At 58.9% G+C, this 25552-nt stretch carries 24 protein-coding genes; 10 read left to right on the top strand and 14 right to left on the bottom strand.

Translation table 11 applies throughout. The annotated features are described in order from the left end of the window. Nucleotides 1–123 precede the first annotated feature (123 nt). The gene (locus LJD29_RS14750) at nucleotides 124–1215 is read left to right on the top strand and encodes an acyltransferase family protein (protein ID WP_446742309.1); all 1092 of its coding nucleotides are present in this window, start codon (nucleotides 124–126) and stop codon (nucleotides 1213–1215) included. A gap of 44 nt (nucleotides 1216–1259) precedes the next feature. Then, nucleotides 1260–1649 (top strand): PilZ domain-containing protein, encoded by a 390-nt coding sequence (locus LJD29_RS14755; RefSeq protein WP_446742310.1) that lies wholly within the window; start codon nucleotides 1260–1262, stop codon nucleotides 1647–1649. A 117-nt stretch (nucleotides 1650–1766) separates the two neighbouring features. Here LJD29_RS14755 and LJD29_RS14760 read toward each other — a convergent pair whose 3' ends face one another. The 3 genes from LJD29_RS14760 to LJD29_RS14770 all read right to left on the bottom strand — a co-directional run bounded on the left by LJD29_RS14760 (nucleotide 1767) and on the right by LJD29_RS14770 (nucleotide 6787). Next, nucleotides 1767–3011 carry a lactonase family protein gene (locus LJD29_RS14760; RefSeq protein WP_446742311.1) on the bottom strand — a complete coding sequence of 415 codons (1245 nt, stop codon included), beginning with the start codon at nucleotides 3009–3011 and terminating at the stop codon, nucleotides 1767–1769. A 176-nt stretch (nucleotides 3012–3187) separates the two neighbouring features. Continuing rightward, on the bottom strand, nucleotides 3188–4534 hold the full coding sequence (locus LJD29_RS14765) for a lactonase family protein (protein WP_446742312.1): 1347 nt from the start codon (nucleotides 4532–4534) through the stop codon (nucleotides 3188–3190). 180 nt (nucleotides 4535–4714) lie between these two features. Beyond that, a complete protein-coding gene (locus LJD29_RS14770) occupies nucleotides 4715–6787 on the bottom strand; it encodes a M13 family metallopeptidase (RefSeq protein ID WP_446742313.1) in 2073 nt (690 codons plus the stop codon). A gap of 190 nt (nucleotides 6788–6977) precedes the next feature. Here LJD29_RS14770 and LJD29_RS14775 point away from each other — a divergent pair, with 190 nt between their 5' ends. The 6 genes from LJD29_RS14775 to LJD29_RS14800 all read left to right on the top strand — a co-directional run bounded on the left by LJD29_RS14775 (nucleotide 6978) and on the right by LJD29_RS14800 (nucleotide 14713). Further along, complete coding sequence (locus LJD29_RS14775; RefSeq protein ID WP_446742314.1) at nucleotides 6978–7670, top strand: gluconate 2-dehydrogenase subunit 3 family protein; 693 nt, start codon at nucleotides 6978–6980, stop codon at nucleotides 7668–7670. A 52-nt stretch (nucleotides 7671–7722) separates the two neighbouring features. Continuing rightward, a complete protein-coding gene (locus LJD29_RS14780) occupies nucleotides 7723–9294 on the top strand; it encodes a GMC oxidoreductase (RefSeq protein WP_446742315.1) in 1572 nt (523 codons plus the stop codon). 18 nt (nucleotides 9295–9312) lie between these two features. Further along, entirely contained in the window at nucleotides 9313–10203 is an 891-nt protein-coding gene (locus LJD29_RS14785; protein WP_446742316.1) for a sugar phosphate isomerase/epimerase family protein, read from the top strand. Nucleotides 10204–10468: 265 nt separating this feature from the next. Then, nucleotides 10469–13516 (top strand): FG-GAP-like repeat-containing protein, encoded by a 3048-nt coding sequence (locus LJD29_RS14790; RefSeq protein ID WP_446742317.1) that lies wholly within the window; start codon nucleotides 10469–10471, stop codon nucleotides 13514–13516. Nucleotides 13517–13555: 39 nt separating this feature from the next. Then, nucleotides 13556–14095, top strand: a complete 540-nt coding sequence (locus LJD29_RS14795) for a hypothetical protein (RefSeq protein WP_446742318.1) — start codon at nucleotides 13556–13558, stop codon at nucleotides 14093–14095. Between the two features lie 99 nt (nucleotides 14096–14194). Further along, complete coding sequence (locus tag LJD29_RS14800; RefSeq protein WP_446742319.1) at nucleotides 14195–14713, top strand: hypothetical protein; 519 nt, start codon at nucleotides 14195–14197, stop codon at nucleotides 14711–14713. A gap of 4 nt (nucleotides 14714–14717) precedes the next feature. On the opposite strand, the gene LJD29_RS14805 is transcribed toward LJD29_RS14800, so the two are convergent. The 8 genes from LJD29_RS14805 to LJD29_RS14840 form a co-directional block, all read right to left on the bottom strand. Further along, the gene (locus tag LJD29_RS14805; protein ID WP_446742320.1) at nucleotides 14718–15494 is read right to left on the bottom strand and encodes a hypothetical protein; all 777 of its coding nucleotides are present in this window, start codon (nucleotides 15492–15494) and stop codon (nucleotides 14718–14720) included. Between the two features lie 48 nt (nucleotides 15495–15542). Continuing rightward, the gene (locus tag LJD29_RS14810; protein WP_446742321.1) at nucleotides 15543–15761 is read right to left on the bottom strand and encodes a hypothetical protein; all 219 of its coding nucleotides are present in this window, start codon (nucleotides 15759–15761) and stop codon (nucleotides 15543–15545) included. 18 nt (nucleotides 15762–15779) lie between these two features. Then, nucleotides 15780–16709: a tetratricopeptide repeat protein gene (locus tag LJD29_RS14815; RefSeq protein ID WP_446742322.1), complete on the bottom strand. Its 930-nt coding sequence runs from the start codon at nucleotides 16707–16709 to the stop codon at nucleotides 15780–15782. 80 nt (nucleotides 16710–16789) lie between these two features. Further along, nucleotides 16790–17533 (bottom strand): peptidoglycan-associated lipoprotein Pal, encoded by a 744-nt coding sequence (pal, locus tag LJD29_RS14820; protein WP_446742323.1) that lies wholly within the window; start codon nucleotides 17531–17533, stop codon nucleotides 16790–16792. A 118-nt stretch (nucleotides 17534–17651) separates the two neighbouring features. Then, nucleotides 17652–19010 (bottom strand): Tol-Pal system beta propeller repeat protein TolB, encoded by a 1359-nt coding sequence (gene tolB / locus LJD29_RS14825; RefSeq protein ID WP_446742324.1) that lies wholly within the window; start codon nucleotides 19008–19010, stop codon nucleotides 17652–17654. Nucleotides 19011–19097: 87 nt separating this feature from the next. Then, nucleotides 19098–19943, bottom strand: a complete 846-nt coding sequence (locus tag LJD29_RS14830) for an energy transducer TonB (RefSeq protein WP_446742325.1) — start codon at nucleotides 19941–19943, stop codon at nucleotides 19098–19100. A gap of 3 nt (nucleotides 19944–19946) precedes the next feature. Further along, nucleotides 19947–20366, bottom strand: coding sequence for an ExbD/TolR family protein (locus tag LJD29_RS14835; RefSeq protein WP_446742326.1), 420 nt, complete (start codon nucleotides 20364–20366; stop codon nucleotides 19947–19949). Continuing rightward, on the bottom strand, nucleotides 20350–21126 hold the full coding sequence (locus LJD29_RS14840) for a MotA/TolQ/ExbB proton channel family protein (protein ID WP_446742327.1): 777 nt from the start codon (nucleotides 21124–21126) through the stop codon (nucleotides 20350–20352). The genes LJD29_RS14835 and LJD29_RS14840 overlap by 17 nt, the downstream gene beginning before the upstream one ends. A 379-nt stretch (nucleotides 21127–21505) precedes the next feature. Here LJD29_RS14840 and LJD29_RS14845 point away from each other — a divergent pair, with 379 nt between their 5' ends. Next, the gene (locus tag LJD29_RS14845; RefSeq protein ID WP_446742328.1) at nucleotides 21506–21901 is read left to right on the top strand and encodes a nuclear transport factor 2 family protein; all 396 of its coding nucleotides are present in this window, start codon (nucleotides 21506–21508) and stop codon (nucleotides 21899–21901) included. Nucleotides 21902–21931: 30 nt separating this feature from the next. Here the strand turns inward: LJD29_RS14845 and arr are convergent, their stop codons facing one another. Continuing rightward, nucleotides 21932–22345 (bottom strand): NAD(+)--rifampin ADP-ribosyltransferase, encoded by a 414-nt coding sequence (arr, locus tag LJD29_RS14850; protein WP_446742329.1) that lies wholly within the window; start codon nucleotides 22343–22345, stop codon nucleotides 21932–21934. Nucleotides 22346–22488: 143 nt separating this feature from the next. Beyond that, nucleotides 22489–23388, bottom strand: a complete 900-nt coding sequence (locus LJD29_RS14855) for a hypothetical protein (protein ID WP_446742330.1) — start codon at nucleotides 23386–23388, stop codon at nucleotides 22489–22491. A gap of 260 nt (nucleotides 23389–23648) precedes the next feature. Between LJD29_RS14855 and recN the strand changes: the two genes are divergently transcribed. After that, nucleotides 23649–25331 carry a DNA repair protein RecN gene (gene recN / locus LJD29_RS14860; RefSeq protein WP_446742331.1) on the top strand — a complete coding sequence of 561 codons (1683 nt, stop codon included), beginning with the start codon at nucleotides 23649–23651 and terminating at the stop codon, nucleotides 25329–25331. Nucleotides 25332–25391: 60 nt separating this feature from the next. On the opposite strand, the gene LJD29_RS14865 is transcribed toward recN, so the two are convergent. Beyond that, on the bottom strand, nucleotides 25392–25520 hold the full coding sequence (locus LJD29_RS14865; RefSeq protein ID WP_446742332.1) for a hypothetical protein: 129 nt from the start codon (nucleotides 25518–25520) through the stop codon (nucleotides 25392–25394). Nucleotides 25521–25552: the final 32 nt, after the last annotated feature.

The following is a 25552-nucleotide window of genomic DNA, read 5'->3' on the forward strand; positions in this document are numbered from 1 at the left end:
TCAAAGCCTGAAGGTAATCTTCCCCTGGGCACCCAAGCTCAATTCGTCCCTGCTGCGTCCGTTTCAAGGTCCGAGGCAGATCTCCAGGCCGCAGCCGGGGCAACCGCGCATAAAAAGCGGGAGATGCTGCCTGCCCTGACAGGCCTGCGCTGCTTTGCCGCGCTCAACATCGTCTTTTACCACTTCTCAAATCCCAAGTGGTTCGGCCCTTTCGCGCCGATCATCGAAAACGGGTACACCTCGGTCAGTTTTTTCCTGCTGATGTCCGGTTACATCCTGGCCTACAACTACTCGGAACGTGCCGCCTCCGGGCATTTACTAAAGCGCAATTTCTGGATCGCCCGTTTCTCGCGCCTCTATCCCATCTATCTCTTCGCGCTGCTGCTCTCGCTTGGTATGTTGAAGCTGGAGTGGGCAGCGCGCACCCACGGCCAATTCGCCGCTGGAGTCGTGCTGACGCCGTTGCTGTTGCAGGGATGGATCCCGTCGCTGGCCACCTTCTGGAACACGCCCGCCTGGACGATGTGCACCGAAGCGTTTTTCTACCTCATCTTCCCGGCCGTGATCCTCTGGAAGCGCCCGAGGCAGCTGAAGCCGCTGCTGGCCGTCATGTTCGGTCTATGGCTGCTGGGGATGATCTGCCCGAGCCTGTACATGTGGTTTCATCCGGATGGAGACCTGCATCCGGGCCGCTACACCGATGGCTTCTGGATGCGGGCGCTCAAGTTTTCGCCGCCGCCGCATATCCCGTCGTTTCTCTTTGGAATCGCGCTGGCCGATCTCGACAACATGCTGGACCGCGATAGCTGGAGGCGCCTGCTATTCGGCGTCCTCGGGGTAGGAGGCCTCTACGCGATCCTTTACTACGGTGAGCATATGCCGTTCCCCCTCATGCACGACGGCCTCCTGATGCCGCTCTTCGCCCTGGCCATCCTGGGGCTGGCCGGGAAGAACATCATCTCGCGAATCCTCGGATTTCCGCTTTTCGTGGCCATCGGACGGTCGAGTTACTGCCTCTACATCCTGCATTTCAACCTGTGGAACCTGATCCACGACTCGCACATTCTCGACAAGCTGCACGTGGCGAAGTTCGATCCCTGGCTGAGTTATTTCCTGGTGATCTCGCTGGCAATTGGCGCCATGCTGCTTATCGAGCGCCCCTGCCAGCGCTGGATTCGTAACCGGTTTCTTCCTCGCCCCGCAAGTTCTCAGTAAAGCCGCTGCGCTACGGGTCGATATCTTCCTCGAGGAAGATCGACATGGCCGATGACAGTCGCCCACTGGAAACGGAAGCCCAACGCGTAAGGGAACCGGACAGGCGACGTCATTCCCGCTTTCGGGTCGAGGGGCAGGCTGAGGTATTCCTTCCGGAAGGTGGGCTGCTCCTGAGTGGCAAGATCCTGAACTTAAGCCGAACCGGCTGCTACATCGAAACATCTCTGCCCGGCCTGAAAATCGGAACCTACGTCGAGGTGTTTTTTGTCGTGAATCGTTTTCCCCTCCGAGTCCCGGCCACCATCGCAGCCAACCGCCGGCTCGGCGCAGGGATCGCTTTCTGCAATGTCAACGCCCGGCAGCAGGAACGGATAGTCGAGCTCATTAAGGAGTTGACAGGAAGACAGCGCGCGGCGGGAATGCCCGGCGCTTAAGAGCTTGCCCTTCCGAGTGCAGCGATGGACCTGCAGATTCTTCGTTGCGCCCAGAATGACAATGACAAATAAAAAGCCCGCTCTTTCGAGCGGGCTTTTTAGCGGAGTGCTTGCAGCTTACTGTCCGTTGCCGGAGGTCGCCTGTACGTGCTCGCCGGCGTGGTTGCCGTGGGTTACGGCAGCAACGCAGGTCGGCTGGCCTGCTGACGGGTACGGGTTGTTTTCCGTTCCGGTCAGGATACCCGACTGAGGATTCAGCTGGTAGCCGGTGATCGAGTTATCGAGGAAGTTCGACGTGTACACATAGCGTCCGAACGCCGGTTCCACGAATACGCAGGTGGGGCCGGTCTTGGTCGGGAAGGTGCTGGTCGAAAGTCCTGTCAGGGCGCCTGTGGACTTGTTGATCTGGTAGGCACTGATGTCATTTGAGTTGTAGTTGGCAACGTAAACGTAGGTACCGGTCAGGTCGACCGTGACCGCATCCGGATAAACGTCGGCCTTGAACGGGCCGTTTTGCACCGGCACGATCACGCCAGTGGACTGGATCGCATAGGCAATAACCTGGTTGCTCACCGGGTCGGTGACGTACAGGAACAGGCTGGTCGGATCGCTGGCGCTGGCCGTCGGAGCTACGCCCGCTTCAAAGTAAGGCGTGTTCGTGGTCGGATTGTTGATGGCCGTTACAGCCCCGCTGCTGCCGATCGAGAACGCCTGAATTTCGCCCTGCTGAACCACCGAGCTGCCGTTGGTGTTGCTGTTCGTGTTCACCACGTAAGCAAACTGGCCGTTTGCAGTAACGTTTACGCTGGCAGGCTGATATTCGAGAGGCCAGAACTGTGTGGACCCGTTGCTGACAGGGGTTTTCGAAGGAACACCCGACGCATCGAGGGGATAGATAACCAGTCCGCCCGGTCCCGGATTCGTGTCAGTCGCTGTGGAGCCTGGCTGGAAGGTATAGACGACAAACAGGAAGGTGCCCGCAGGATTTACTGCCATCGCAACCGGCTCTGTACCCAGAGACGGCAGGGTGACGGCCGGATAGAGCTTGCCGTCGGTGCCGATGTTGTAATCCACGATAGTGCTGTCATCGTGATAGGCCACGTAAAGGTTTGAACCGTTGGGGCTCGTCACTTCCGCCACAGGATTACGACCTGGGAAGGCGTAGGGTGAATCGGGAATCTGGGTGAGAGCACCGGACTCCTGGTCAACCTTGAAAACACTGATCTGGCCAGGGTTGTTCTTCGAGGCCGTCACGAAAAGATAATCGATGGTGTTGCTTTCCCCACATGAGGTAATGCCAAGGCCTACGCCGATGGAGACTGCGGCGGCCAGTATAGCCTGGCCAGTTTTCCTGAACTTCATGCGCTTCCTTCGTCCTGGGCGAGAGCACAGGCTGCGGTTTCGGGAGAATAGTTCCCGCTTTGAATTGTAAAATTTCGCATCGCTTTCGGCTATAGGGGAAAGCCTCTGGCGATGCGGCGGAACTGGCTTATTATGCGATTCCGCGCCCCGAGAGGCGCGGAATGCTCAAACTGGAACTAGTTGACGTGACTGCTTACTGTGCACCAGGTCGGGTTGCCAACCGTTGCGTAGCTGCTGTTGTTGCGCAGGTCGGTCAGGTTGCCCGAGTTCGGATCGAGACTGCTTCCACGTACTGTACCGGCATTGAAGTTCGCCGTGTAAATGTACTGGTTCGTCGGATCTTCCAGTATGCACTGCGGGCCGGAGTCGGTCGGGAAGGGCTGACCGGCTACAGGATTAAGCACACCGTTCGCGGCGATCGTGAAGGCCGTAATCTCACTGGCCGGGTTTGAGATGCCAGAGTTCGGGCCGGCATTCGCCACGTACAGAAACTGACTCTTACTGTCCGAGATCATCGCAACCGGATTCGACGCTGTCGAATCGTTGGGGGCGGGGCTGCCGTTGACTGCCTGCAGGAGGCCGCCGGTACCGATAGTGAAGTAGCGGATCTCGTTTTTGGCTGTGTCGGCGACATAGAGATATTTCGACGCCACATCCGTGGTGATGGTGCTGATCTGTATTGCCCCGGTCGAGAGCTCAGTGTTCTGGGTGGTGGTAAGCTGGCCGCTGGTCGAGTTGATGGCGTATTCGAATACGGTCTGTTCCGCGCCGGGTGCGAGGCCGGATGTCTCGTTTATCGTAGGTTCGGGACCGTTCTCGGCAACGAGCGCATAAGCCGAGGTCACCTTCATGTCGATCGGGTCGCAACCGACAGGGAAGACCGTGAGCGGTGTCTGCTGGTTGTTCGTCAGCAACGAAAGGCGGCCCGTGGTGGTGTCCACACTGTAGGCAGCAATATCGCCACGGGGGTGCCAAAGGGTCGGATCGCTTGCATCCTTGCATGGATAATCCGTCGTCGGGCCTGACATATGGACGCCAGTCTCGGTCGAGCCGCTTACCGGCATGTACTTCTCAAGAACGTATAGGAATGCACCGGTCGAGCTGAACTGGATACGGATAGGGCCAGTGCCGGCTGTCGCGTAGGTCTGTTGGGGAGCCAGGTTGCCATAGCCGCCAATCGAGAAAACCGCGATGTTTGAGCCGCTGTAGCTGGCGGTTTGCGAGCCATCCGCATTATCTGTCGTGGACTCCGCGCCCGCGTTCAGAACATAAAGAAAGCGTCCGGTGGAGGCGACCAAAGAGCGGATAGGATCCGTTCCGCCCGAGCCGAAGGGCTGTCCTGGGACGGCGGTCAGGTTACCGGTGTTATTGCGAATATTGAATGCACCAATCTGGTTATACTGGCTGCCGGTCACGTAGATGTACCCGGCGGTGAAATTGGTGCTGCACGAGGTGATGCAAAACCCTAGACCTAGAGATACAACCAGGGCCAGAAGCATCCGGCCGGAATTCTTAAACTTCATGCGCTTCCTTCATCCTGAAACCGGGAGACCGGACAGGCAACTGGATCGGGATAGCTCCCGTTTGCATTGTAAAAGCTGCAGCCGCTTTCTGCCAGAGAACAACGTGGTTTAGACGGCAGGCGACGGAAATTCGGGGTGCAGGCAGAAAAAGATTTTCTGCCCGCACCCCAAATGGGGGCACTACCAGACTACACAAGGATTGTTGGGCATCATAGGCTGGCCCTTCTTGCAGCCAAAAGCCTTGCCGAACTCGTCGAAGTTCTGCACGGTTCCGTTGGTGCGGAAACGGCCTGGCGAATGGGGATCGACCTTGACCGCCATCCGGGAGTAGGCATCGGTGCGGTTTTCACACCACACCTGGGCAAATGAGATAAAGAACTGCTGCTCAGGGGTATAGCCGTCCACCTTCTTGGTTTTCGCGTCCCCGCCCTGCTCAGCCAGCACGCTCATCAGTGCGCGATAAGCGATGCGGATGCCGCCGTTGTCGGCTGTATTCTCACCGAGCGTCAGCTTGCCGTTCAGCTTCTGGCCTGGAACGGGCTCGAAGCTGCCATACTCATTCACTTCGCAGCCTGTCCGCTGGTCGAATGCCGCGCGGTCGTTCGGAGTCCACCACTGCTGGACATTGCCATGACCGTCGTACTTGCTGCCCTCATCGTCGAAGCCGTGTGTCATTTCGTGTCCGATGACTACGCCGATGCCGCCGAAGTTCACCGCAGCGTCCTTGGTGTCGTCATAAAAGGGAGGCTGCAGGATCCCGGCAGGGAAGTTGATGTCATTGTTGCTGGGGTCGTAGTAGGCGTTGACGGTCGGCGGAGTCATACCCCATTCCTTCTCGTCCACCGGTTTACCGATCTTGCCCAGTTCCCAGGCAGTCTCAAAGGCATCGGCGCGGCGCAGGTTGCCGACCAGGTCGTCACGCTTCACTTCGAGCTTCGAGTAATCGCGCCAGTTTTCCGGATAGCCGATCTTGCGGCGGAAGAGCGCCAGTTTGGCCTCTGCAGCCTTCTTGGTCTCGGGCGTCATCCACGAAAGCTGGGAAATATCTTCGCCAAGGGCTTTGTCGAGGGCGTCGACCAGCTTTTCCATGTCGGCCTTGTCCTTGGGCGGGAAGTTTTCCTTCACCCAGTCCTGGCCGACTGCCTCACCCAGGTTGGCGTCCGTAAGCGCCGTGCAGCGCTTCCAGCGGGCCGACTGCTGATCCTGACCCTGTAACGTCTTCTTGAAGAAGCCGAAGTTTAGATCGGCAAAATCCTGGGAAAGCCATGGAGCGGAGCTGTTCAGGGCATGGAAGCGCAGGTAGCTCTTGATCGTGTCCAGGCTGCTGTTATCGATGACATCGTTCATCGCCTTGAAGAAGTCAGGCGTACCGATATTGAGGGTCTTGATCGCGGGTGCCGGGATTCCCTGGAGATAAGCAACCCAGTTAAAGTCAGGCGCCAGCTTGCCGAGATCGGTTACCGGAGACATGTGGTAACGCTTGTCCGGATCGCGCAGGTCGACACGGGCCATCGAGCCCTTCGCCAGCGCGGTTTCAATCTTCAACACGGCATCAGCCTCAGACGCGGCCTTGTCGTCGTTATCGCCAGCAAGCTTAAAGAGGCTGACGACATATTCCTTGTACTGTGAACGAATCTTTGTCATGCGATCGTCGTCAAGCAGATAGTAATCGCGGTCAGGCAGCGTCAGTCCGCCCTGGAATGCTTCGGCGATTTCCATCGTCGAGTTCTTCTGGTCAGCCGAGCTGCCGAACTCAAAGAAGCCGTTTGCATTGTCATGGGCATGCAGATCGGCAACCAGCGCGCCCAGTCCCTTCTTGTCGTTGAGGGCATCGATCTTTGCCAGTACCGGCAGTACCGGCTTGTCGCCAAGGCGATTGGCAAGGTCGGTATCCATGCAGGCCGCGTAGAAGCTGCCGTACTGCTTCTGCAGCGCGGTCTTCGGATCATTCGCGGCGCGGTCGAGCTCTTCATACAGAAGGTAGCGGTTGCGCTCGTTCAGTTCATTGAAACGGCCCCAGCGCGATTGGTCCGATGGAATCGGGTTGTTCTTGCGCCAGTTTCCGCAGGCGTAGGCGTAGAAGTCGGTACAGGGATCCGCTGTTTTATCGATGGAACTGATATCGAAGCTGTGAACGGCCTTCGGCTTGACAGGCGCGTCGCTGGCGCTGTCTGGCTTGGGACTCGCTGCGGGCTGTGCGAACGCAAGCCCTGCGCTGAGAACTAGAGCACTGGCAAAACGAACAGTTTGCATGGAATTTACCTCATTCGGAGTGCCGCCGTCGTGGATAGGCGGTCGCTTGACGTGTGTTAGGAGCAAGTTATCACGGATGGTCCGTGGAACCGTTGATTACCGCCGGGTTGCAAATCTCTTACGAGCCTTTTACCCTTCTCCTCCGAAAAGACTTCTCACGAATCTTCGTTCTGAACACTGGAGAATGCTCATGCAGCGGCGAGATTTCGTCAAAGCCATGATGGCCGCCTCGGTTTCCGCGCGCGCCATGCTTGGTCAACAGCCATCGACCACCCCAGTCGCCCCGTCTACCCTGCCGCCGACTGCGACCACCGCCCCTGGACCGCTTCCCTGGATGCGCGGCCTCATGGAAGTTAAGCCATTGCAGGTCAGGCAGATCAGTCCTGACGCGATAGCGGAGACGCAGACGCAGTTTTTCTCGGAGACGCAGATGGGCAGCCTTCGCCATCTTTGCAGCGTAATGATGCCTGCTCTCAACGGTCAGCCGGGTGCGAAGGAAGCAGAGACGCCGGAGTTTCTCGACTTTTTGATCAGCGTCTCGCCGGAAGACCGGCAGCAGTTGTACCGCTCCGGGCTTGACCGGCTTGAGTCAGAGGCGAGGAAGCAGTTCAGCAAGTCCTTCGCGGAAGTAAGCGATGCGCAGGCGGGCGAAATTCTCAAGCCTTGGCTGCGCACATGGATGAGCGACCATCCGCCGACAGAGCCTTTCGCTGATTTCGTCAACATCGCCAACGGAGATATCCGTACGGCAACCATCAACTCCCAGGCGTGGGCCGACGCAACCAAAAAGGCCGGCCATAATACTCCCGATCAAGGCCTCTACTGGTATCCCGTAGATCCGGATCTGCGGCGCGAAGGCGCCTGCGAACGGAAGAGTTCTTAATTTGCCGCGAGGCCGGTAACATCACCAACCGATCACTGGATATCTGTTCACCATGGCTGAAGAAAAAGTAGATGTATTGATTATCGGCTCCGGGCACTCCGGAGGCATGGCCGCGAAGATTCTCACGGAAAAGGGAATCCGCTGCCTGATGCTGAATGCCGGGCCGATCGCGGACGTACATAAAGATACGGAGCCCCGTGCTGCCTACGAGCTGCCTTTCCGGGGCTTCAAGGATCCGGAAAAGCTGCCGCACGTCTTCCAGGCGAATGAGTTCAACGTGAACACCTGGGTCGATGAGAAGGAAGTTCCATACACATACGACACAGGCAAGCCCTACAACTGGGTGCGGGTTCGTCTCTTCGGAGGCCGCTCGCTCTTCTGGTCGCGCCAGTCCTTCCGCATGAGCGACTATGAGTTAAAAGGCAAGTCGCACGACGGCTACGGCGACGACTGGCCGATCTCGCATGCCGATATCGCTCCCTATTACTCGCGCGTCGAAGCTATCTTTCGTGTGAAGGGGCGTCCTGAAGGACTACCACAGTATCCCGACGGAAACTTCATCGTGGACGACGCACCGTGGTCCGGCTGTATGCAGCGCTGGGTTGACGCAGGCAAGAAGATTGGCGTGCCAGTAACCAAGCAGCGCAGCTCTGAAGGCGTGGACGGCCTTGCCAGCTCTGTGAATCTGCTGCTGCCCGATGCCTTCGCCACTGGCAAGCTCGATGCGATCCCGAATGTCGTCGTTCGTGAGATCCGCGCAGACAAGAACACCGGCCTGGCGAACGAGGTCTTCTTCGTCGATCGTCTCTCGGGCCGCGAAATGTCCGTGAAAGCCCGCGTGATCGTGCTTGCAGCCGGAACGCTCGAAAGCACCCGCCTGCTGCTCAACTCAAAGATCGCAAATTCCAGCGGAGTGCTGGGACATTATCTCTCCGACCAGATCTATGGCGCGGGCATCGTTTGCTCGGTGCCCGAGGCGCGAGACGGCAAGGCAAAGCCTGGACTGATGGGCGGCAGCGCGCTCATTCCGCGCTTCCGTAACATCAAGACGAGGGAGAAGAACTTCCTTCGCGGCTATGCGCTCAACTGCTGGAGCAGCACCGGTCCGATGGATCCCCGTAACTTTGCTGCGTACGGTGCGGAGCTGCAGCAGAAGCTTGACAGCTACCACGGCAGCGGCTTCGGCGTGGGGCTGATGGGCGAGGTCCTGTCGCGCTACGAGAACAAGGTCAGCATCGACCCAAACACTGTTGATGCGTGGGGCATTCCCGCTCTTCATATCGACACGAAGTACACCGACAACGAATACAACATGGCCAAAGACGCAGTCGATACGGCGTCGGAGATGGCTCACGACGCGGGTTTCGAGGTTCTCTCGCAGAATCCCATTCCGAACCCGCCCGGCTACAGCATCCACGAACTCGGCACGGCCCGCATGGGCGACGATGCAAAGACCAGCGTGCTGAACAAGTGGAATCAGAGCCACGATCTGAAGAACCTGTTCGTCGTCGACGCCAGCTGCTTCGTCAGCGCTGCGTGGCAGAATCCCACGATGACCATCCTCGCGCTTTCCATGCGCGCCTCAGAACACCTCGCCGAACAGATGCGGCAGGGAAATGTTTAACCGAACCGAAAGGAACACATGCTGAACCAGACTCGCAGGGATTTTCTCAAGACCGGATCTGCCGCCGCGCTGCTCGCTTCCACCTCATTACGCTCCTGGGCACAGACACTGCATCTGCCGCTTGGCATCCAGCTTTACTCCGTGCGCGACATGCTGCCGAACGACTACGCCGGAACACTCAAGAAGGTGGGCGAGCGCGGATACAAAGAATGCGAATCGGCCGGTTACTACAACCACTCCGCCTCCGATGTGAAGTCGGCGCTCGATGCCGCTGGCCTGAAGCTGGTGAGCGCGCACTACTCGATGGGAGTGCTGCAGCAAGGCGTGGACGATGCCATCCAGTTCAGCAAGCAGCTCGGAACCGTGGAGTACATCATCTGCTCATCGCCGATTCCAAAGCCGTCATCCGGGCAGAAGCAGGGCGAACACACCATGACACTCGAAGACTGGCAGTGGAACGCCGAGCAGCTGAACAAGTTCGGAGAAAAAGTCCACGCCGCGGGGTTGAAGTTCGGTTATCACAATCACTACACCGAATTTAAGGAAGTCGGCGGACGCAGCCCCTACGATGAGCTCATGCATATGACTGATCCCGCTAAGGTTCACTTCGAGATGGACTGCGGCTGGGTGGTTGTCGGCGGAGGAGACCCGGTAGCGCTGCTGAAGAAGTACGCCTCGCGCATCGTCATGCTGCATGTGAAGGACTTCAAGAAGCCCGAGACTCCCGGTGCCCGTCCTGTTCCGTCGGAACTGGGGCAGGGAACGATCGACTACAAACCGATCTTCCACCAGGCAGCGCTCTCCGGCCACATCAAGCATGTTTTCGTAGAGCAGGAAGCCTTCGACGTTCCCGCATGGGAATCACTCAAAATAGACGCCGAGTACATGCAGGGCCTCGGAATGAAGTAAGTCACACCATCGAGTTAAAAAGCGCCCAGCTATGGGCGCTTTTTTTACATATTCTTCGGGGACAAGCGCAATATCTTGTGCTAACCTTGCCGGGATTTAACACTCTGGTTCTCTTTTGAAGGTTGCCTGTTCTATGTCTGCTCGCTCCTGGTTCTTCTCTTGTTCAGTAAGACTGGCTATCGTATTTGCTGCGTCTTTTCCTTTTGTAAATTCTCTTTCTGCCAAAAGTGGTCCAACCAGCTTCCCGATTACTTCAGTGGAGCAAGTGCCGCTCATCTCCAGCTTTGTTGAGGCGGACATGAACGGTGATGGCCTGCCAGACCTTGTCTATCTGCAGGGCAATGGTCCCGAAGGAGCGCCAACCTACCCGTCAGTAGCGGTGCTGATTAATAATGGCTCGGGTTATGTCTCGCAGCCTGTGGTGTCAGCACCTTTAGCTTGCTTCGCGGGAACCCCCATCGCGGCGGATGTAAACGGAGACAACAAACAGGACGCGATCCTTTCCTGCAACGGCTTTCTTGTCGTCATGCTTGGAAATGGGGACGGAACTTTTCAGGCACCTTCTACCACTGCGGCTCCCGGTCTATCTGCACTGTTGGCGGTCGATCTGAATGGCGATGGCTATCCCGATATTATTGGCGTGGACAGCAGCACTAGTGGTCCGCCCCAGCCTGCGCAACTCAGCATCCTCTTGAATAAAGGTGTGGCATCACCGGGTAACTTCGGATCCGCGACATCGATCTCGGGTGGCGGAAGCACCATCCTTTCAGGGGACTTCAATGGCGATGGTAAGCAGGATGTGCTGATCGGCGCGCCCGGCGGAGGCGCCGCGCAAAATCCCATTGATATTTACTTCGGGAATGGAGACGGCACGCTGCAGGCGCCCGTTTCTGTCGGCAGTGGATCGATTTACACCTTCACAACCGGCGACTGGAACGGCGACGGGGTTACGGACATTGCCTATGTCGCCACGCCAACAACGAACGCAGCGGCAAAGCTAATCATCGCCTCTGGCTCAACAAGCGGCCAGTTTACGACGAGCAGTTCATTTAGTGTCCCGACTGAATTAACTTACAGCCAGTTGCTAGCGCTCAAACATCCCAACGCAACGGGATATAATGCGGAGCTTGCACTGGTCGGCGACTTCACTACCCTCTTCTTCGGAGATGCAAGCGGTAACTTCGTCCAGGGACCGGGTTATTCTCTTTCTACCATCAATGGAACCGCGATCGAGCAGGTTAATTCGGATAACTCTACAGCGCTGCAGTATTTTTCTGGAGGCTACCTTCTTAGCGCCCCGGTGAAGGACAGTGGTTTACAGGCGCTGCCGGCAGACGCAATCGATCACTTTGGTACGGTGTCTGCGTATTCGCTAGGCTTCCCTTCGACATATGCGCTTGGCGACCTGAATGGCGATGGCCTACCCGACCTGGTAAGCATCAGCAGTACCGGTGAGCTTGCGGCTTCTTTGAGCCGGGGCAACGGCGGCTTCACAACGTTCAGCCCGGTCACGACGCAGGCAAACGGCCTACTGATTGGCGACTTCAACGGCGACGGTAAGCAGGACGTACTTGGTTACATCAGCGGAGTCAGCCCCAGCTCTCTAAGTCACGGGGCACAGCAGTTACCGCAAACACTGTTCTACCAGGGAAGCGGCATCGGAACGCTACCGGCAACTCCAGTGACGACGACCCTTCCGCTGACGCAGATCTCCGTTGCCGCCTCCGGCGACTTTAACGGCGATCACATCGCCGACCTTATCATTGTTGCTCTGGGTACACCGAACGCGCAGCAGTCCAGCGGTATCTTCTTCTTGGCAGGTAAAGGAGACGGAACCTTTGCGACTCCCATTCTGCTGGACCAGGCGCCGGATTTTGGGGAAGCAAATCTTCTCGTGGCAGATATCAACAACGACGGCAAGTTGGACTTTGTTTTCGAGAATGCCAGTTTCGTGGGCAACGGTGACGGCACCTTCAAGGCCACTCCGCTAGGCCTGGCCTCGAACCAGACCCCGGCAACGCTTGGTGATGTCAATGGCGATGGATTCGCTGACATGGTTACCAGCACCGGCGCCATTCTTGCCGGCAAGGGTGATGGTACTTTCCAGACGAGCAGTCTTTACAGCATTACGATCCCTGAGGGCTTTTCAATTTATGCCGCCTCGATTGGCGATGTAACCGGCGATGGGAACGCCGACGTGGTTGCCCAGTTAACCGAATCTACTTCCTCGAACATCAGCTGGCTGTCTGTTTTGCAGGGCGATGGCAAAGGCGGTTTCGTCCTCGATCCGCAGACTTACTACGCTGGAATCACGAGCAACAGCAATTCAGGTGTAACGACCCAGGGCCTGCTGACACGGCTGAACAGCACTGCTCCTCCACTTACTTCCGACACCACTCTTGATTTCCTGTCGGTGCCTGGCCCCTACATTATTACCCCGCTGCTCAACGCGCATAACGCGGCGCCTACCAGCCCGGTGACACTGCCATCGGCTATCTCTTTAAGCGCTTCGTCAACGTCGGTGACAACTGGTACGCAAATCACGCTGACAGCTAATGTCTCCGGCTACCAGCCAGGCGGGCAGGTAACCTTCAACTCCGGCAGCACATCACTGGGAACCGCATCGCTCACAGACGGCGTAGCAACCTTGCCTGTATCGTTTAGTTCAGCGGCCAGCTACGCAATCACCGCCACTTACAGCGGAGACACAAACAACAGCCCGAGCACGTCGAATACGGTAACCTTAGCGGTGACTGCGCCTGTAGCTCCCGATTTCCAGGTGACTGCAAATCCAACCACTGCCACGGTAACCCGAGGGCAGTCGGCGACTACGACCCTCACCGTCACCCCTGACAGCACTTATGCCGGCTCGGTTACCCTTACCTGCGGAACGCTTCCGTCCGGCGTTACCTGCTCGTTTGCGCCGGCAACTGTTTCAACAGCAAGCGGCGCTGCTACTTCGGTGCTGACGATCACAACCACTGCGCCTTCGACGGCTGCTCTGGTTGACCCGATCAACAATCTGGCGAAGGCCGCTTGGGCAGGCATCTTCTGCCTCGCCCTGCTACCTTTCGGAAGAACGAGCAGGCGCTGGAAGTCTGCCCGCGCATCGTTCTTCTGCTTGTGCCTTGCGACGGCGCTCTTTGCTCTCTCGGCATGCGGCGGCGGCAGCAGTTCGTCCTCGAACACCGGAGGTTCCACGCCAACGAATCCTGGTACACCGACCGGGCAGCAAACTGTCACTGTGCAGGTGAGCGATTCCTCGAACTCCAGCCTCAGCCATTCAGTGCCGTTTACGCTTACCGTTCAGTAGACTGCATTCCGTGCTCGAACGGCGAGGGGGAGAAGCAGATTGCGCTTCTCTCCTGGCCGTTTGGGCGCTACCCTTAAAGCGATGAACGTGGCCTCCTCCACTGCGGCGCAGCGGGCCGAAATCGGCGGCGCAAACATACCAGCACAGGCCGGATGGTTCTTCCTGCATGCTATTTTCGCCGTCGCCAGCTGGGCTGTCATGATGGCGGTAATTACGCTCTTTCATCCGCCGTATATCCCGGTGGCCATTACGCTTGCGGCTTCGTTCGTGGTGCCCCTGATTGCCGGTACGTTGATTGCGCAGGTAAGAGGCGGCCGTTACGCACGCTACACCTGGATCGCAGGCGTTCTTTGGCTGATGATCATCGGCCTTTGGATTCTCGATATGCCTACGTCACCCGGAGCCTGCCTGCATTGCACCGCCGGACAGAAGCTCTGGCTGACGTTCTTCAGCTTCTCTGAAGACAGCGGCATGATCGACGGGCAGGGACGTTTTCTCGGCACCTGGCCTGCCGCCGCCATGATCGGCTACAGCATTGGCGCTCGCCTGTCGCTGCGCGGCGGCTCCGCGCGTGCATGAAACAGCCGGATTCTCTATTCTGATTTAAGAGTGATGCCGCGAATTCGATTCCTGGTCCTGCTTCTTTTTATTGCTGCCCCCGCCTGCCATGCCGTTGAGATGAAAATCTCCTCACAGGCTCTCGAGCGCACCCTCAACGCCCAGCTCTTTAACAAGGACGGACGCTACTACATCCGCGGCAATGACCATTCCGCGTGTTCGGTTGTGGCCGATTCTCCGCACGTCGATTTCGCCGGCGACCGGATCGAAGTGCATGTCCACGTTCATGCGAAGCTGGGCACCAGCATCCACGGCGACTGCTTCGGAATCACGCTCGATCGCGACGTGGATGTCTCGCTTGCGCCTGAGGCCGAAGGCGAGACGATCGGCTTCCGCGATGCGCGCATCGACAAGCTGAGCGGTTCGCGGGAGCTGGATCGCATCCTCATGCCGTTCCTGAGCGGACGCGTGCCTACCAGCCTGAAAGTCAATGCAGCGGATCAGCTGCGGCAGCTTTTGTCGAAGTCGACAGAATCGATCGGCTATGACGTGACGCTCGATCGCTTCATCATCCATTCGATGTTCGTGCAGCAGGATCGCCTGATGGTCGATCTCGATGGCGATGTGACCGTGAAGTAGCTGCCTACTTTTCGCCAGGAAAGGGCGTGGACTGCGCCGAGATGATCTGCACGATCATGGCGCGGATCCTGTCATAGTCGGGATCGCCCGAGAACATCCGGTAGTCGGTGTGGACATCGGCGTCTGCCCCGACCAACTGGAACTGGCGCTTACCGGCAGCCGCTTCGTCAGGATGCGCGCCCGCCCAGGACTTCTGATCGAAGTCGTTGCTCTCCACATCGATCTGCCACACGTGCTTGCCCTCGCTGTTGCGGACCACGAAGCGGTAGTACACGTGCAGCTTTCCGACCGGCTTAAAATACTCAACGGCTTCCACGCGGTACTGCTTCACCGGAAACATCTCGAGCAGAAAACCATTCGTCTGCATCGCATCGGGGGCCTTCGGATCGCTGTGGAGTTTGCGCAGGATATCGCGCTCCTGGTCGCGCTCCGTTTTGCGTCCGGCTGCGGCGTAAGCAGCTACAAGCGTGGTGTGGATCTTCCAGTTATTCGGATCGATCGATCGCGCCTTCTCGGCATAGGTTACCGCGAGGCTGGGGTTGTAGACCGCCAGCGCAGCCGAGGCAGCGTAGAGGTTGGTAGCGGCGTCGTTCGGATTCGCCTGCAGCACCTTGCTGAAGATGTCCAGTGCCTGCTGGGGATGGCCCGCCTTTAGCTCGGCAATGCCTTCATCGGTCGTAGGTGCAGCAGCAGATTGTGCGGCGGGGGAGGGGAGCTGTGCGATGGCAACGGAGGGCAGGGCAGAGGCAACGAGCAGGAAGGCAGTCAGTTGTATTTTCATCGAGAGGACTCGGGGCCACCTTAACACAAGCGCCGCGATGAGATTGGTTTACCGGTGCTGGCCGCTATGCTCGGGATTCGAGCCGGGCTCGGGAAAATCGGAATCCTCGCCCTCGAATTCGCTGCCGTCGCGATGCGGCAGCTGGCTCGCAAGAGCGTCGCTGCCATGCTCGCCCTTGGGGTGGTCGGTAGGAGTCTGACTCTCTACCGCGCCTTTGTGCGAATCGCTGTCGGGGTGTTCCGGGATATGTCCTGAGGGCTTAGACATAACGCCTCGTTTTCCTGCCTACTGATGATAGGCCGAGGGCTTGGCGGCGGCCGTAATCCGCACGCCCATGCCATTCAACTTGCTGCGTCCCTGCGCCGCTTCCGGAGTCGCGGGGTAACGCTGGATCAGGCTGCGCAGGTCGCGGATTCCCGCGTCGCGCTGGTTCGAGTCGAGTTCAGCCTGCCCCTTGCGGAGCTGTGACGCCGGGGCCTTGGGGCTGCCGGGAAACTGCTCGAGGACGGCGTCATAGTTCTTGATGGCCGTGGGGTAATCACCCTTGCGGTAGGCGATCTCGCCCAGGTAGAACTGCGCGTTACCTGCCATATCGTCCTGCGGATAATACTTGACCACGTCGCCGAATTCACCGGCTGCCAGGTCATAGCGGGCGCTGGTGTAGTCGCGCACCGCCGACTGGTAAAGCTGATCGACCGGCGGAGCCTGTGGCTGCTGGGGCTGCTGCATCATTGCACCCTGTGGCGCTCCGTTCATTCCCGGCTGGGCCGGCTGTCCATTCATCCCCGGCTGCTGGCCAGGCTGTCCGGCGGGCTGGGCGTTCACGTTCTGCAGCTGCGATTGCATGTCCTGGAGCTGCTTGTTCACCGCTGCCATCCGTGACTTCAGCTCGTCGATCGAGTCATGCACGCCCTGAACCTGCCCGGAGAGCTGGTCCATTTTGCTGCCGGACTCGTTCTGTGCGGCGATCTGCTGCTGGAGCGCGTTCATGCTCTGCGACATGCGGTTTACGTTGTCGGCAGTCTGCTCCACAAGGTGCTGCAGGACGCCCAGGCGTGAGTCGCTCGAGCTCTGCAGCTGCTGCAGCTGCGTCTGAAGCTGCGAGACGGCATCCTGCAGCTGGATGATTTCCTTCGAAGCGGCATGCGCCTGCGGTACCGCGAGCAAGGGTAGCAGGGCGGCAGTGGCGAAAAGGGAAGCGAAAGTCTTTCTCATGGTGCGGTCTCCTGCGGAGCCTAGTGAAAAAGCAGCGCAGCTTGTGGCCGCGCTGCTCTCTCTTTTCGTATTAGACGTCGTTACCGGTCAACTGAGAACTGTGCGCGGCGGTTCTGCTGCCAGCAGCTCTCGCTATGGTCGGTGCAGAACTGCTTCTCCTTGCCGTAGCTGACGGTGCGCAGGCGGTCAGGACCAACGCCCGCGGTTACCAGAGCCTGCTTGGCGGCATTGGCGCGGTTCTCGCCGAGTGCCAGGTTGTATTCGGTCGAGCCGCGCTCGTCGCAATAGCCGCCGATTACAACTTTCAGGTTCGGATGCTGGTTCAGGAAGCTGGCATCCTGCGCGATGGTCGGCTGAGCGGCCGAATTCACATCGTAGCTGTCGTAGTCGTAGAAGATGTCCTTCACGTTCTGGTGGAACATGTTGTCGTCCACGTCGCCTTCTGACATGTTGCTGGCAGCGGCGGCGTTCACCGTCACGCGGGCAGTCGCATCGGCGGTGCCGCCATCGCCCTTGGCGATCAGGTGATAGTTGGTCGACTCAGTCGGCTTCACATTCCGGGTTCCGGCGCTGGCCACGGGGCCCATGCCTTCAATCTCAACATCGCTTGCGCCCGTCGTTCTCCACGAGAGCACCACGCTGTCGCCGGCGTTAATCGAGGTCGGAGCAGCAGTGATGGTGGCCGTGGGTGCCTCGGCAGACGGCGCTGCGGGCGGCGGTGGCGGCGGTGCGGCAGCCTTCTTGTGGCAGCCGGCAAGGACCAGCATGGCAGCGAAGCCTGCGGTCAGGGTAAGCGAGCGGTAGTGAGACGTTCTGCGGGACACGGATTGCACGTTTCTCCTCCTGGGAGATTTGTTATTTGGCCGCTGACGGGCCATTGATCGTTCAGCCAAGGCAAAGCGAAGGAAAAATTCCTTCGCCATCCATCCTAAACCTTATCTGCTACTTCCAGCTCCAGTTCGGCATGGCATTCCATCCGTCATGCGTTAACTGTTGCTGTTCGGTTCCATCCGCCAGCATGGACCAGATCTGCGTCCCGTGGCCGTCCGCGCGCTGAAAGACGATGTGCCGTCCATCCGGAGCCCACGAGGGAAAGTCATTGGTTCCCGCATCGTGCGTGAGCTGGATCCAGCGCTTGCTGGCAATGTCCATCAGGTAGATATCCTGGCCGCCTGGGGCGCCCGGGCCGTACTTGCGGTTCCAGCTGAAGACCAGGAACTGCCCATTCGGTCCCCACGACGGAGAAGTTGCATACCCCCCGTCAGTCAATCTCTGCACATTCGCGCCATCCGCGTCCATGATGTAGATCTGGGGCAGATTGGTGCGTCCGCTGACCCAGGCGATCTGGGCATTCGATTTCGGGTTCCAGGTTGGCGAAACATCCGGTCCGCGGAAAGCGGTGACGCGGTTTGCGCCAGCGCCGTTGCTGTCGGCAACGTAGATTTCGTTGTCGCCTGTCCGGCTGGAGGAGAAGGCGATTTTGCTGCCATCGCTGTTCCATGCGGGTGAGAGCGTCGTGCCGCCCGGCGACTGGAAGCTGACCATGCGGTTCAGCACCAGCGAGTACATCCGGATCTCCCAGCCGTTCTTACCGAGCGAAGAGAAGGCGATGCGCGAGTTATCCGGCGCAACGCGGGGCGAAATCGAGATGGTTCCGAGGTGCGTGATCTGGTGCTGGCCGTTGCCGTCGTAGTCCATGCCCCAGATTTCCTTGTTGCCGCCGCGGTTCGACACGAAATAAAGCTTCGTCTCGCAGATACCATTCACACCGCCACCGAGACGCAGGATGATCTCATCCGCGAAATGGTGGGCGATCTGCCGGGTGTTCTCCTCGTTGGCGGTGTCGCCGTAGTTCTTGCCGAGGATCTGCGGAGACTGCGGATTCTTGGTATCGAAGACGTATCCGGTCACGTTCACTCGGCCACTGTTCACAGCGAGTGTTCCGAAGGCGACCATCGCGGCGTTTGCCGGAGCAGCCGACCATGCGCCAAGATTCATCTCCGACGGGCCGCCCGGCATCGCCGGAGGAGCCATGCTCTTCGAAACCATGTCGAAGACGCCGGCGTTCTTCAGGTCATTGAAGAGGGTCGTGTCGAAGACTGTCTTGAGCGCGCCCGTCTGTACATCCGGTGTTCCCGGCTTGAAGTTTGCGGCTGCAAGGCGAATCTTTTCGACGCCGAGGTTCGTGCCGGTACGCACCCAGTCCTGCGCGTGAAGCGACGCCGGGAGCGAAAAAGCGATGAGAGAAAAGAAAAGGGTCTTCAGGGGGGTCAGTTGCTTCGCGGGCTTACCGTTCATCATGCCTCTGGATTCGATCGTTTACTTGATTCCGGGCTCGCATATTTTCTTTGACGTAGGACAGAAGCGGTTGGGAATCAAGGATTTCACTCAATGCGACTGCTGATCGTAGCTAAAAGTGTACTCCACGGAAACGCTGGATCCAGAGTAGCCGGGAGGCAAAGGACCAAAACTTTCAACACGCTGCACAGCGCGGACCGCGGAGCTGTCAAGAGTAGGCGAGCCGCTCGACTGTGAGATGCGGACGTTGCTCGGCGAGCCGTCCCGGGCAATGGTAAAAACCACGCTGGCGCGGGAGCCGATCTGGGTACGCGGGTCGACTTCCTGCGTATACCAGCCCTCACGGACCTTCCGCTGGATAATCCCCACGTAATACGGATAATTGAAGCCCTGTCCGCCACCGGTAACATTCACCGGCTGGTTCTGCTGGGTCTGTGTCGGCGTCATCGAATGCGCCATCTGCGTCGGCGCGGCTTCGCCGAACCGCGCCTTATGCTGGTCGGGCGTCGGCTGAGAGTGTTTCGGAGTCGGTTGCTGCACCTCCGGCTTCTTCTCGGGCTTCGGTGGCGGCTTTTCGTCCTTTTTCTTCTCCTGCTTCGGCGGCGGAGTCTGCTTCAGCGGGATCGGGATCGCATCGGGCTCCGGCTGTGCAGGTGCGGCTGGAGCAGGCGGTGGAGGAGCCTGCGATGGCTGCTCGGTCGCGAGCACATTCGGGGTCGGCGGGGCGGTCTGCGGCAGCGGAATCGTTGGAGCGGAGCTGACGAGCGTCGCCTGGATGGCTCCCGGAGATTGCTGGTTTCCCCACTCGTTGCCATGGATCCGATTGGCCAGGTAGGCCGAAAGCGCGATTGCGCCCACGATGCAGAGGTGCAGCACCACCGAGCCCGCCATGGGCGCGCCGAATGATTCCTGGTGCCGCGTGTAATCGGTTGCCATGCGCTACTTCTTCTGAATGGGCTGGGTGACGATGCTGATATTGGTAATACCGGCCTGCTTGACCGCATCCATGACCGAGGCGAAGGCGCCGAAAGGCACACGCTCGTCTGCCTCGATATAGATCACCTTCTTGGTCGGCTCCGCTCCGGGCTGCTGCTGTAAGAGCGACGGCAGATCGGCAACGTTGACGGCCTTGTCCTGCAGGAAGACTTCCTGGTCCTTGTTGATCGTCAGGACCTGCCTCTGCTCGGTGATCTCCTTGACCGTTTTGGTCTTCGGAACTGCGACTTCGATGCCCGACTGCAACACCGGCGCTGTCAGCATGAAAATGACGAGCAGAACCAGCACCACGTCCACCAGGGGCGTGATGTTGATCTCGGCGAGGGCGGTCTGCGTTCCGCCGGTCCTATTGCTGAAGGCCACGTCCAGCCTCCACGGGATCCTGACCCGGCTTGAGCGACACTTCTTCCATGCTGTTCAGCAGCTCGCGGGCAAAGTCATCCATGCGGCCGCCCTGGTCGCGGCAGCGCGCGGCAAACTGGTTGTAGGCGACCACGGCGGGAACAGCGACAAGCATGCCGGCGGCGGTGGTGATCAGGGCTTCGGAAACACCCGGAGCAACCGCGCGCAGCGTAGCCGCGCCAGCGGTGCCGAGACCGTGGAAAGCGTCGACGATGCCCATGATCGTACCGAAGAGACCCACAAACGGAGCGGTAGCGGCAATGGTAGCCAGCCAGGTCAGGCGGCTTTCCATTGTGCTCAGCGCTTCGCTGGCAGCGGTCTGCGCGGCACGTTCGAGCGCGGTGATGTTTCGCGGAGCGCCGTAACCGCCGGTCTGGCGGCGGTAGGTCTCATAGACCTCGTCGAAGACGTGGACAAGCGGGCTGGGCTTGAACTGCTCGCTGACCGTGGCAATCTCCTGCAGGCGGCTGGCCTTGCGGAAGGCGCGCAGGAAGCGGCGGCTCTGCGTGTCGGCCTTGCGGAATCCGCCCCACTTGCCGAGGATGATGGCCCACGACCAAAGGCTGGCAATCAGCAGGATGGCAAGAACCCCGATGGCGACCGGGCCGCTGTTCTGCAGCATGTCGAGGATGGCGCTACCCGGCTTCGTAACCGGCGGAGCAGCACCGTCGGCATCGGTCTGAAAAAGAAAAAAGGCTACTGTGAACAAAAAGTGTGTCATCGCGACTTAACTTCCAAGTTACCAGAGGAGAAAGCAGGGAATAAAGTTGCCCGGGGTTGATTGAGTAGATGCACAGCGGATTCCAACCCGGATGGAAATTCTTCAAAATAGACGATTTGTGACCTTAAATGTCACATCTGCTGGCCCGGAAGTGCTACTCGCCTGCGCTTACTGTCCGGATTCCGGCCATACGCCTGGGTTCGCAATGCGGCATCGCAAGCGACTTCACTCCAGCATACTGCGCGACGAACCCCTTGAACTCTTCGAATTGTTTGCCGGGGGGCGAAGGCGGGAAGACTTTTACAATTGCCTCCCGGCCGGTGACGCGGACTGGCAGGATAATGAACTGAGTACATGCAAGCGTCACAGGAGGAGTGAGTTGGCTGACACGAAGACCCTGATCGAACAGGCATACTCCGCATTTAACAGGCGGGATATCGACGGCGCGTTAGCGCTGATGACCGAGGACGTGAGCTGGCCCAAGGCTTCGGAGGGCGGAAAGGTGATCGGAAAAGAAGAGATCCGCGCCTACTGGACCCGGCAGTGGGCCGAGTTCGATCCTCATGTCGAGCCGCTGGCGATCGCCGAGGAAGATGGAGGCAGGGCCCACGTCCGCGTGCACCAGCTGGTCAAGAGCCTGCAGGGAGATGTTCTTGCGGAAGGCGAGGTTCTGCACGTATTCACCATCAGCGACGACCTGATTGCCGCCATGGACCTTGGAGACGAGGCCGACGCAACCGCCGGCCCATCCGCTGCATTCGCCCACCGGTCCTGATCGACCGAACACAGTTAAAGCGAGGGTGCCTTAATCGATGATTTCGGCACCTTCAGCCCTTGAGCGATTGACGTTCGCTTTCATCTTCTCCAGTTGTTCCGGCGGGTGGCCCTGCCATTTCGTGACCTCTCCAACAACGCGCAAAGGATCGCGCGAGCGATACGAGAGCGTGGGGTTACCGGGGAACTTCTTATCCGTCAGGTTGGGATCATCCACGACCGGTCCCGTGGGCTCCACGACGTAGATTCTTTCCTGGCCGCTCCCGGCTGCCAGTTCCGCCCCCCAGATTGCGGCGTCCAGTGTGCCCGTGCAATAAACCCAGGACAGAATTTTTCCTTCGCCGTAGTTGGACGCGTAACCTGCCGCGATCAGATCGCCATGCTGGAGATCTGCGCGTGTGCCATGGAAAAACTGTTGACGAAATCTGCTATCGGTTGCCGACATTTGGCTGCTCCTCCGTTTTGTAACGGAGACGATCATGCGGCAAGCCCCGGCTATTGCGGCAAGCCCCGGCTCACCTTGTAAACTGGAAGTGGGGGAAGCCAGGGCTCTTCTGCGCTCCTTCAGATTTCTTCAGCAGGCCAGCTTCAGTGAGGAGCCATGGTGTGATTGAAGACGCTCAGATTGTTCGCCTGTGCGCGGCCTGAGAGTCCGCCAATGAGCATCTGGGTGCGCTTCGACATGTCATTGGTCATGGCAAGAAACTGGACGCCGGAATTTTCGAGCGTCCTTGCTTCCTTCGCCACATCGGCTGGTCCGTGCACGTTCTGGTGTACAAGACTTACAGCTTTTTCGTGCAGGCCTGAATCGTTGAGGATGAATCCTTCGAAGGCAGCCCATCGTTGATCGGCGTGCGCCAGGTTCTCCTTGGCCTGCAGCGGCATGGAAGCGAACTGTGCCTGGACTTGCTGGATAAATCTTGCACGGCTCTCCGGAGTGCTCAGGGGTTGACCGGCTACCCCGGCAACCCAGTCGTTCGATGCGAATAGCGCATTCAATTGAAGTTGGGTCACGACATATTGACCGTCGGAGACAATGGCCGGATTGTGCGCCTTGATGATCGAGACCCAGCGCGCAGTCAAAGGATTGCCGGAGGCGCTGTTCGACCACGTGCACCAGAGATAGGAGCCCAGTTCAGATCGCTCATAGAGCGAGCCATGCCGGGCGACTTCCGCGAGCCGCCGCATCTTGTCCGATCCAGCCGAGAGTGCCGATGGGTTCTTCTGAAACTGTTCGAGAAGAATCTGGCGCACTTCCTGCTCTTCCGCTGAGCTCAGCGGGGTCTGCAGCACCAGCGAATTCAGCGCAAGAATGTCGCTCAGGTTCTGAGCGGTCATCGTGTACGATCCGGCCTGGGCTACGACCTGTGTCCCATTTGCCTGATCCATACCGTGTGCGATGGCCAGCGGCATAAGAGCGCACAGCCCTATTCGGCATAGCAAACGTTTGTAGTGGAACGTCCAGCGCAGGTTGTTGTTCACGAGCATCGTAAAGCCCTCCCTCGAAGTCCACAGGAAGTATCGTGCGGCCAGTTTCTGAGATGCGTGTTTGCCGGAGTAATTCGCCTTGCTTCCGAAGTGGCGTCTCGGGAACTTTCAGGCGCTGCAGCGCTGCCCGTATGAACACAGAAAGAAAATGAACGAACATATTATTGGGGCCACGCAGACCGGGTTTTGCTGATTGCTCCTCCTGCAAGGTGCAGGACTCGCATGAAATCCCCTGTCCTGCTATGCTGCGCGAAGAATCTATGCTGCTCGAACTTCGCGCCGAAAATTACGCCGTCATCGACCATGCGATTGCCGTTTTTGGGCCGGGACTGAACCTACTGACCGGCGAAACCGGCGCGGGCAAGTCGATTCTTGTCGACGCCCTGGCGCTGCTGATGGGCAGCAAGGCCTCGTCCGACATGGTTCGTCATGGTGCCGATAAGGCTGTTGTCTCCTGCGTGTTTGAAAGCACGGCGGCGGCCGAGGCGACACTCGAAACGAATGGTATCGATCCGGAAGGCGCTGAGATCATCCTGCGTCGCGAGATCCAGGAAAACGGCAAGGGCCGCGTTTATGTGAACAATCAACCGGCCACGGTGACGGTGCTGCGTCAGCTTGCACCGGAGCTGGCGCTCGTCCATGCGCAGAGTGAGACACTTGGCTCTTTCGACCAGGCACAGCAGCGCAGCCTGCTCGACCGTTTCGGCGATCTCTCGATCGAGGCTGTCGGAACGGCCTATGCTCGCTGGCGCGAGATCGAAGCAAGGCTGAAGGATCTGGAGAACGACGAACAGGACAAGCTTCGTCTGCTTGACCTGTGGCTCTTTCAGAACAAGGAGATTGTAGGCGCGCAGCCGCAGGCAGGCGAAGACACGGCGCTCGAAACGGAGCGCCGCGTGCTCATGAATGCGGAAAAACTCTACTCTGCCGCAATGAGCGCCTACGACCTGCTTTATGACGGTAGCGGCTCGGCTGAATCCACCGTGCGCAACGCTTTAAAGCAGGTAGAGGAGCTGGCGCGATTCGACGACAAGTTTCAGGAAGCAGCCCAGCAGCTGAACGCCGCGCTAGCCAGCGTGGAAGACGTGGGCGCGACGGTACGGGATTACGCCGAAGGTATCCAGGCCTCTCCTGACCGGCTGGCGGAGATTGAAGATCGCCTCGCCGCCCTTGATCGTCTCAAGCGTAAATACGGAACAACCCTCGAAGACGTAATCGCTTACGGCGAGGAGATTGCGCAGAAGCTTTCGGAAGTCGAAAACCGTGACGAAGTGGTGAAGAAGCTGCGCAGCGAATTGGATCTGGCCGCGAACATCTATCGGAAAGCTGCCAAGACCCTGCACGAAGACCGCATCACTGCGGCTCGCAAGCTTGAAAAGCTGGCCGAAGGGCAGATCAACGATCTCGCCATGAAGGTGCGGTTCTCGATCGCTATCAACGCGAAGGAATCGACTGCGGACTGGTCGGCGCATGGCTGGGACATCGTCGAATACCGCATCGCGACGAATGCGGGTGAACCACTGAAGCGCCTCGACGAGATCGCATCCGGCGGTGAAATGTCGCGCGTGATGCTGGCGTTGAAGGTGAGCGTGGAGGAAGGAGCAGCAAAGGGCAAGAGGAAGCTGCAGGTGCCTCGCACGCTGGTGTTTGACGAAATCGATATAGGAATCGGCGGACGCGCCGCCGAAGCGGTAGGACAGAAGCTCAAGGCACTCTCACGGGTGCAGCAGGTGCTCTGCGTGACACATCTGCCGCAGATTGCCGCCTTCGCCGATCAGCATTTCCTGATTGAGAAGAACGAAAAGCAAGGCCGCACGCGTACGTCAGTCCGACTGATCAATGAGAAGGAACGCACCGAAGAGGTGGCCCGCATGCTCAGCGGCGCGACCTTGACCGATACATCCCTGCGCCATGCGGAGCAGATGCTGAAGTCGAGCCGTTGATCGTCACTGGATCAATATGGCTGCCCCACATCTCGCTTCTGAGATGTGGGACGAACCAGACTAGGACTCCCGCCGTTCCGGCTGCCACTGGTCTTCGAAATCGCGGTTGAGCCAGTCGCTGCGGTCTTCCCGCTCGCGCTGCTGGCGTTCGCGTTCCTTTTGCTCGCGCTCTTCGCGTCCGTCGCTCATAATCCCATTTTATCGCGTCCAGTCACAGCCAT

The organism is Silvibacterium acidisoli (genome assembly GCA_022870745.1).
Taxonomy (GTDB): Bacteria; Acidobacteriota; Terriglobia; order Terriglobales; family Acidobacteriaceae; genus Silvibacterium.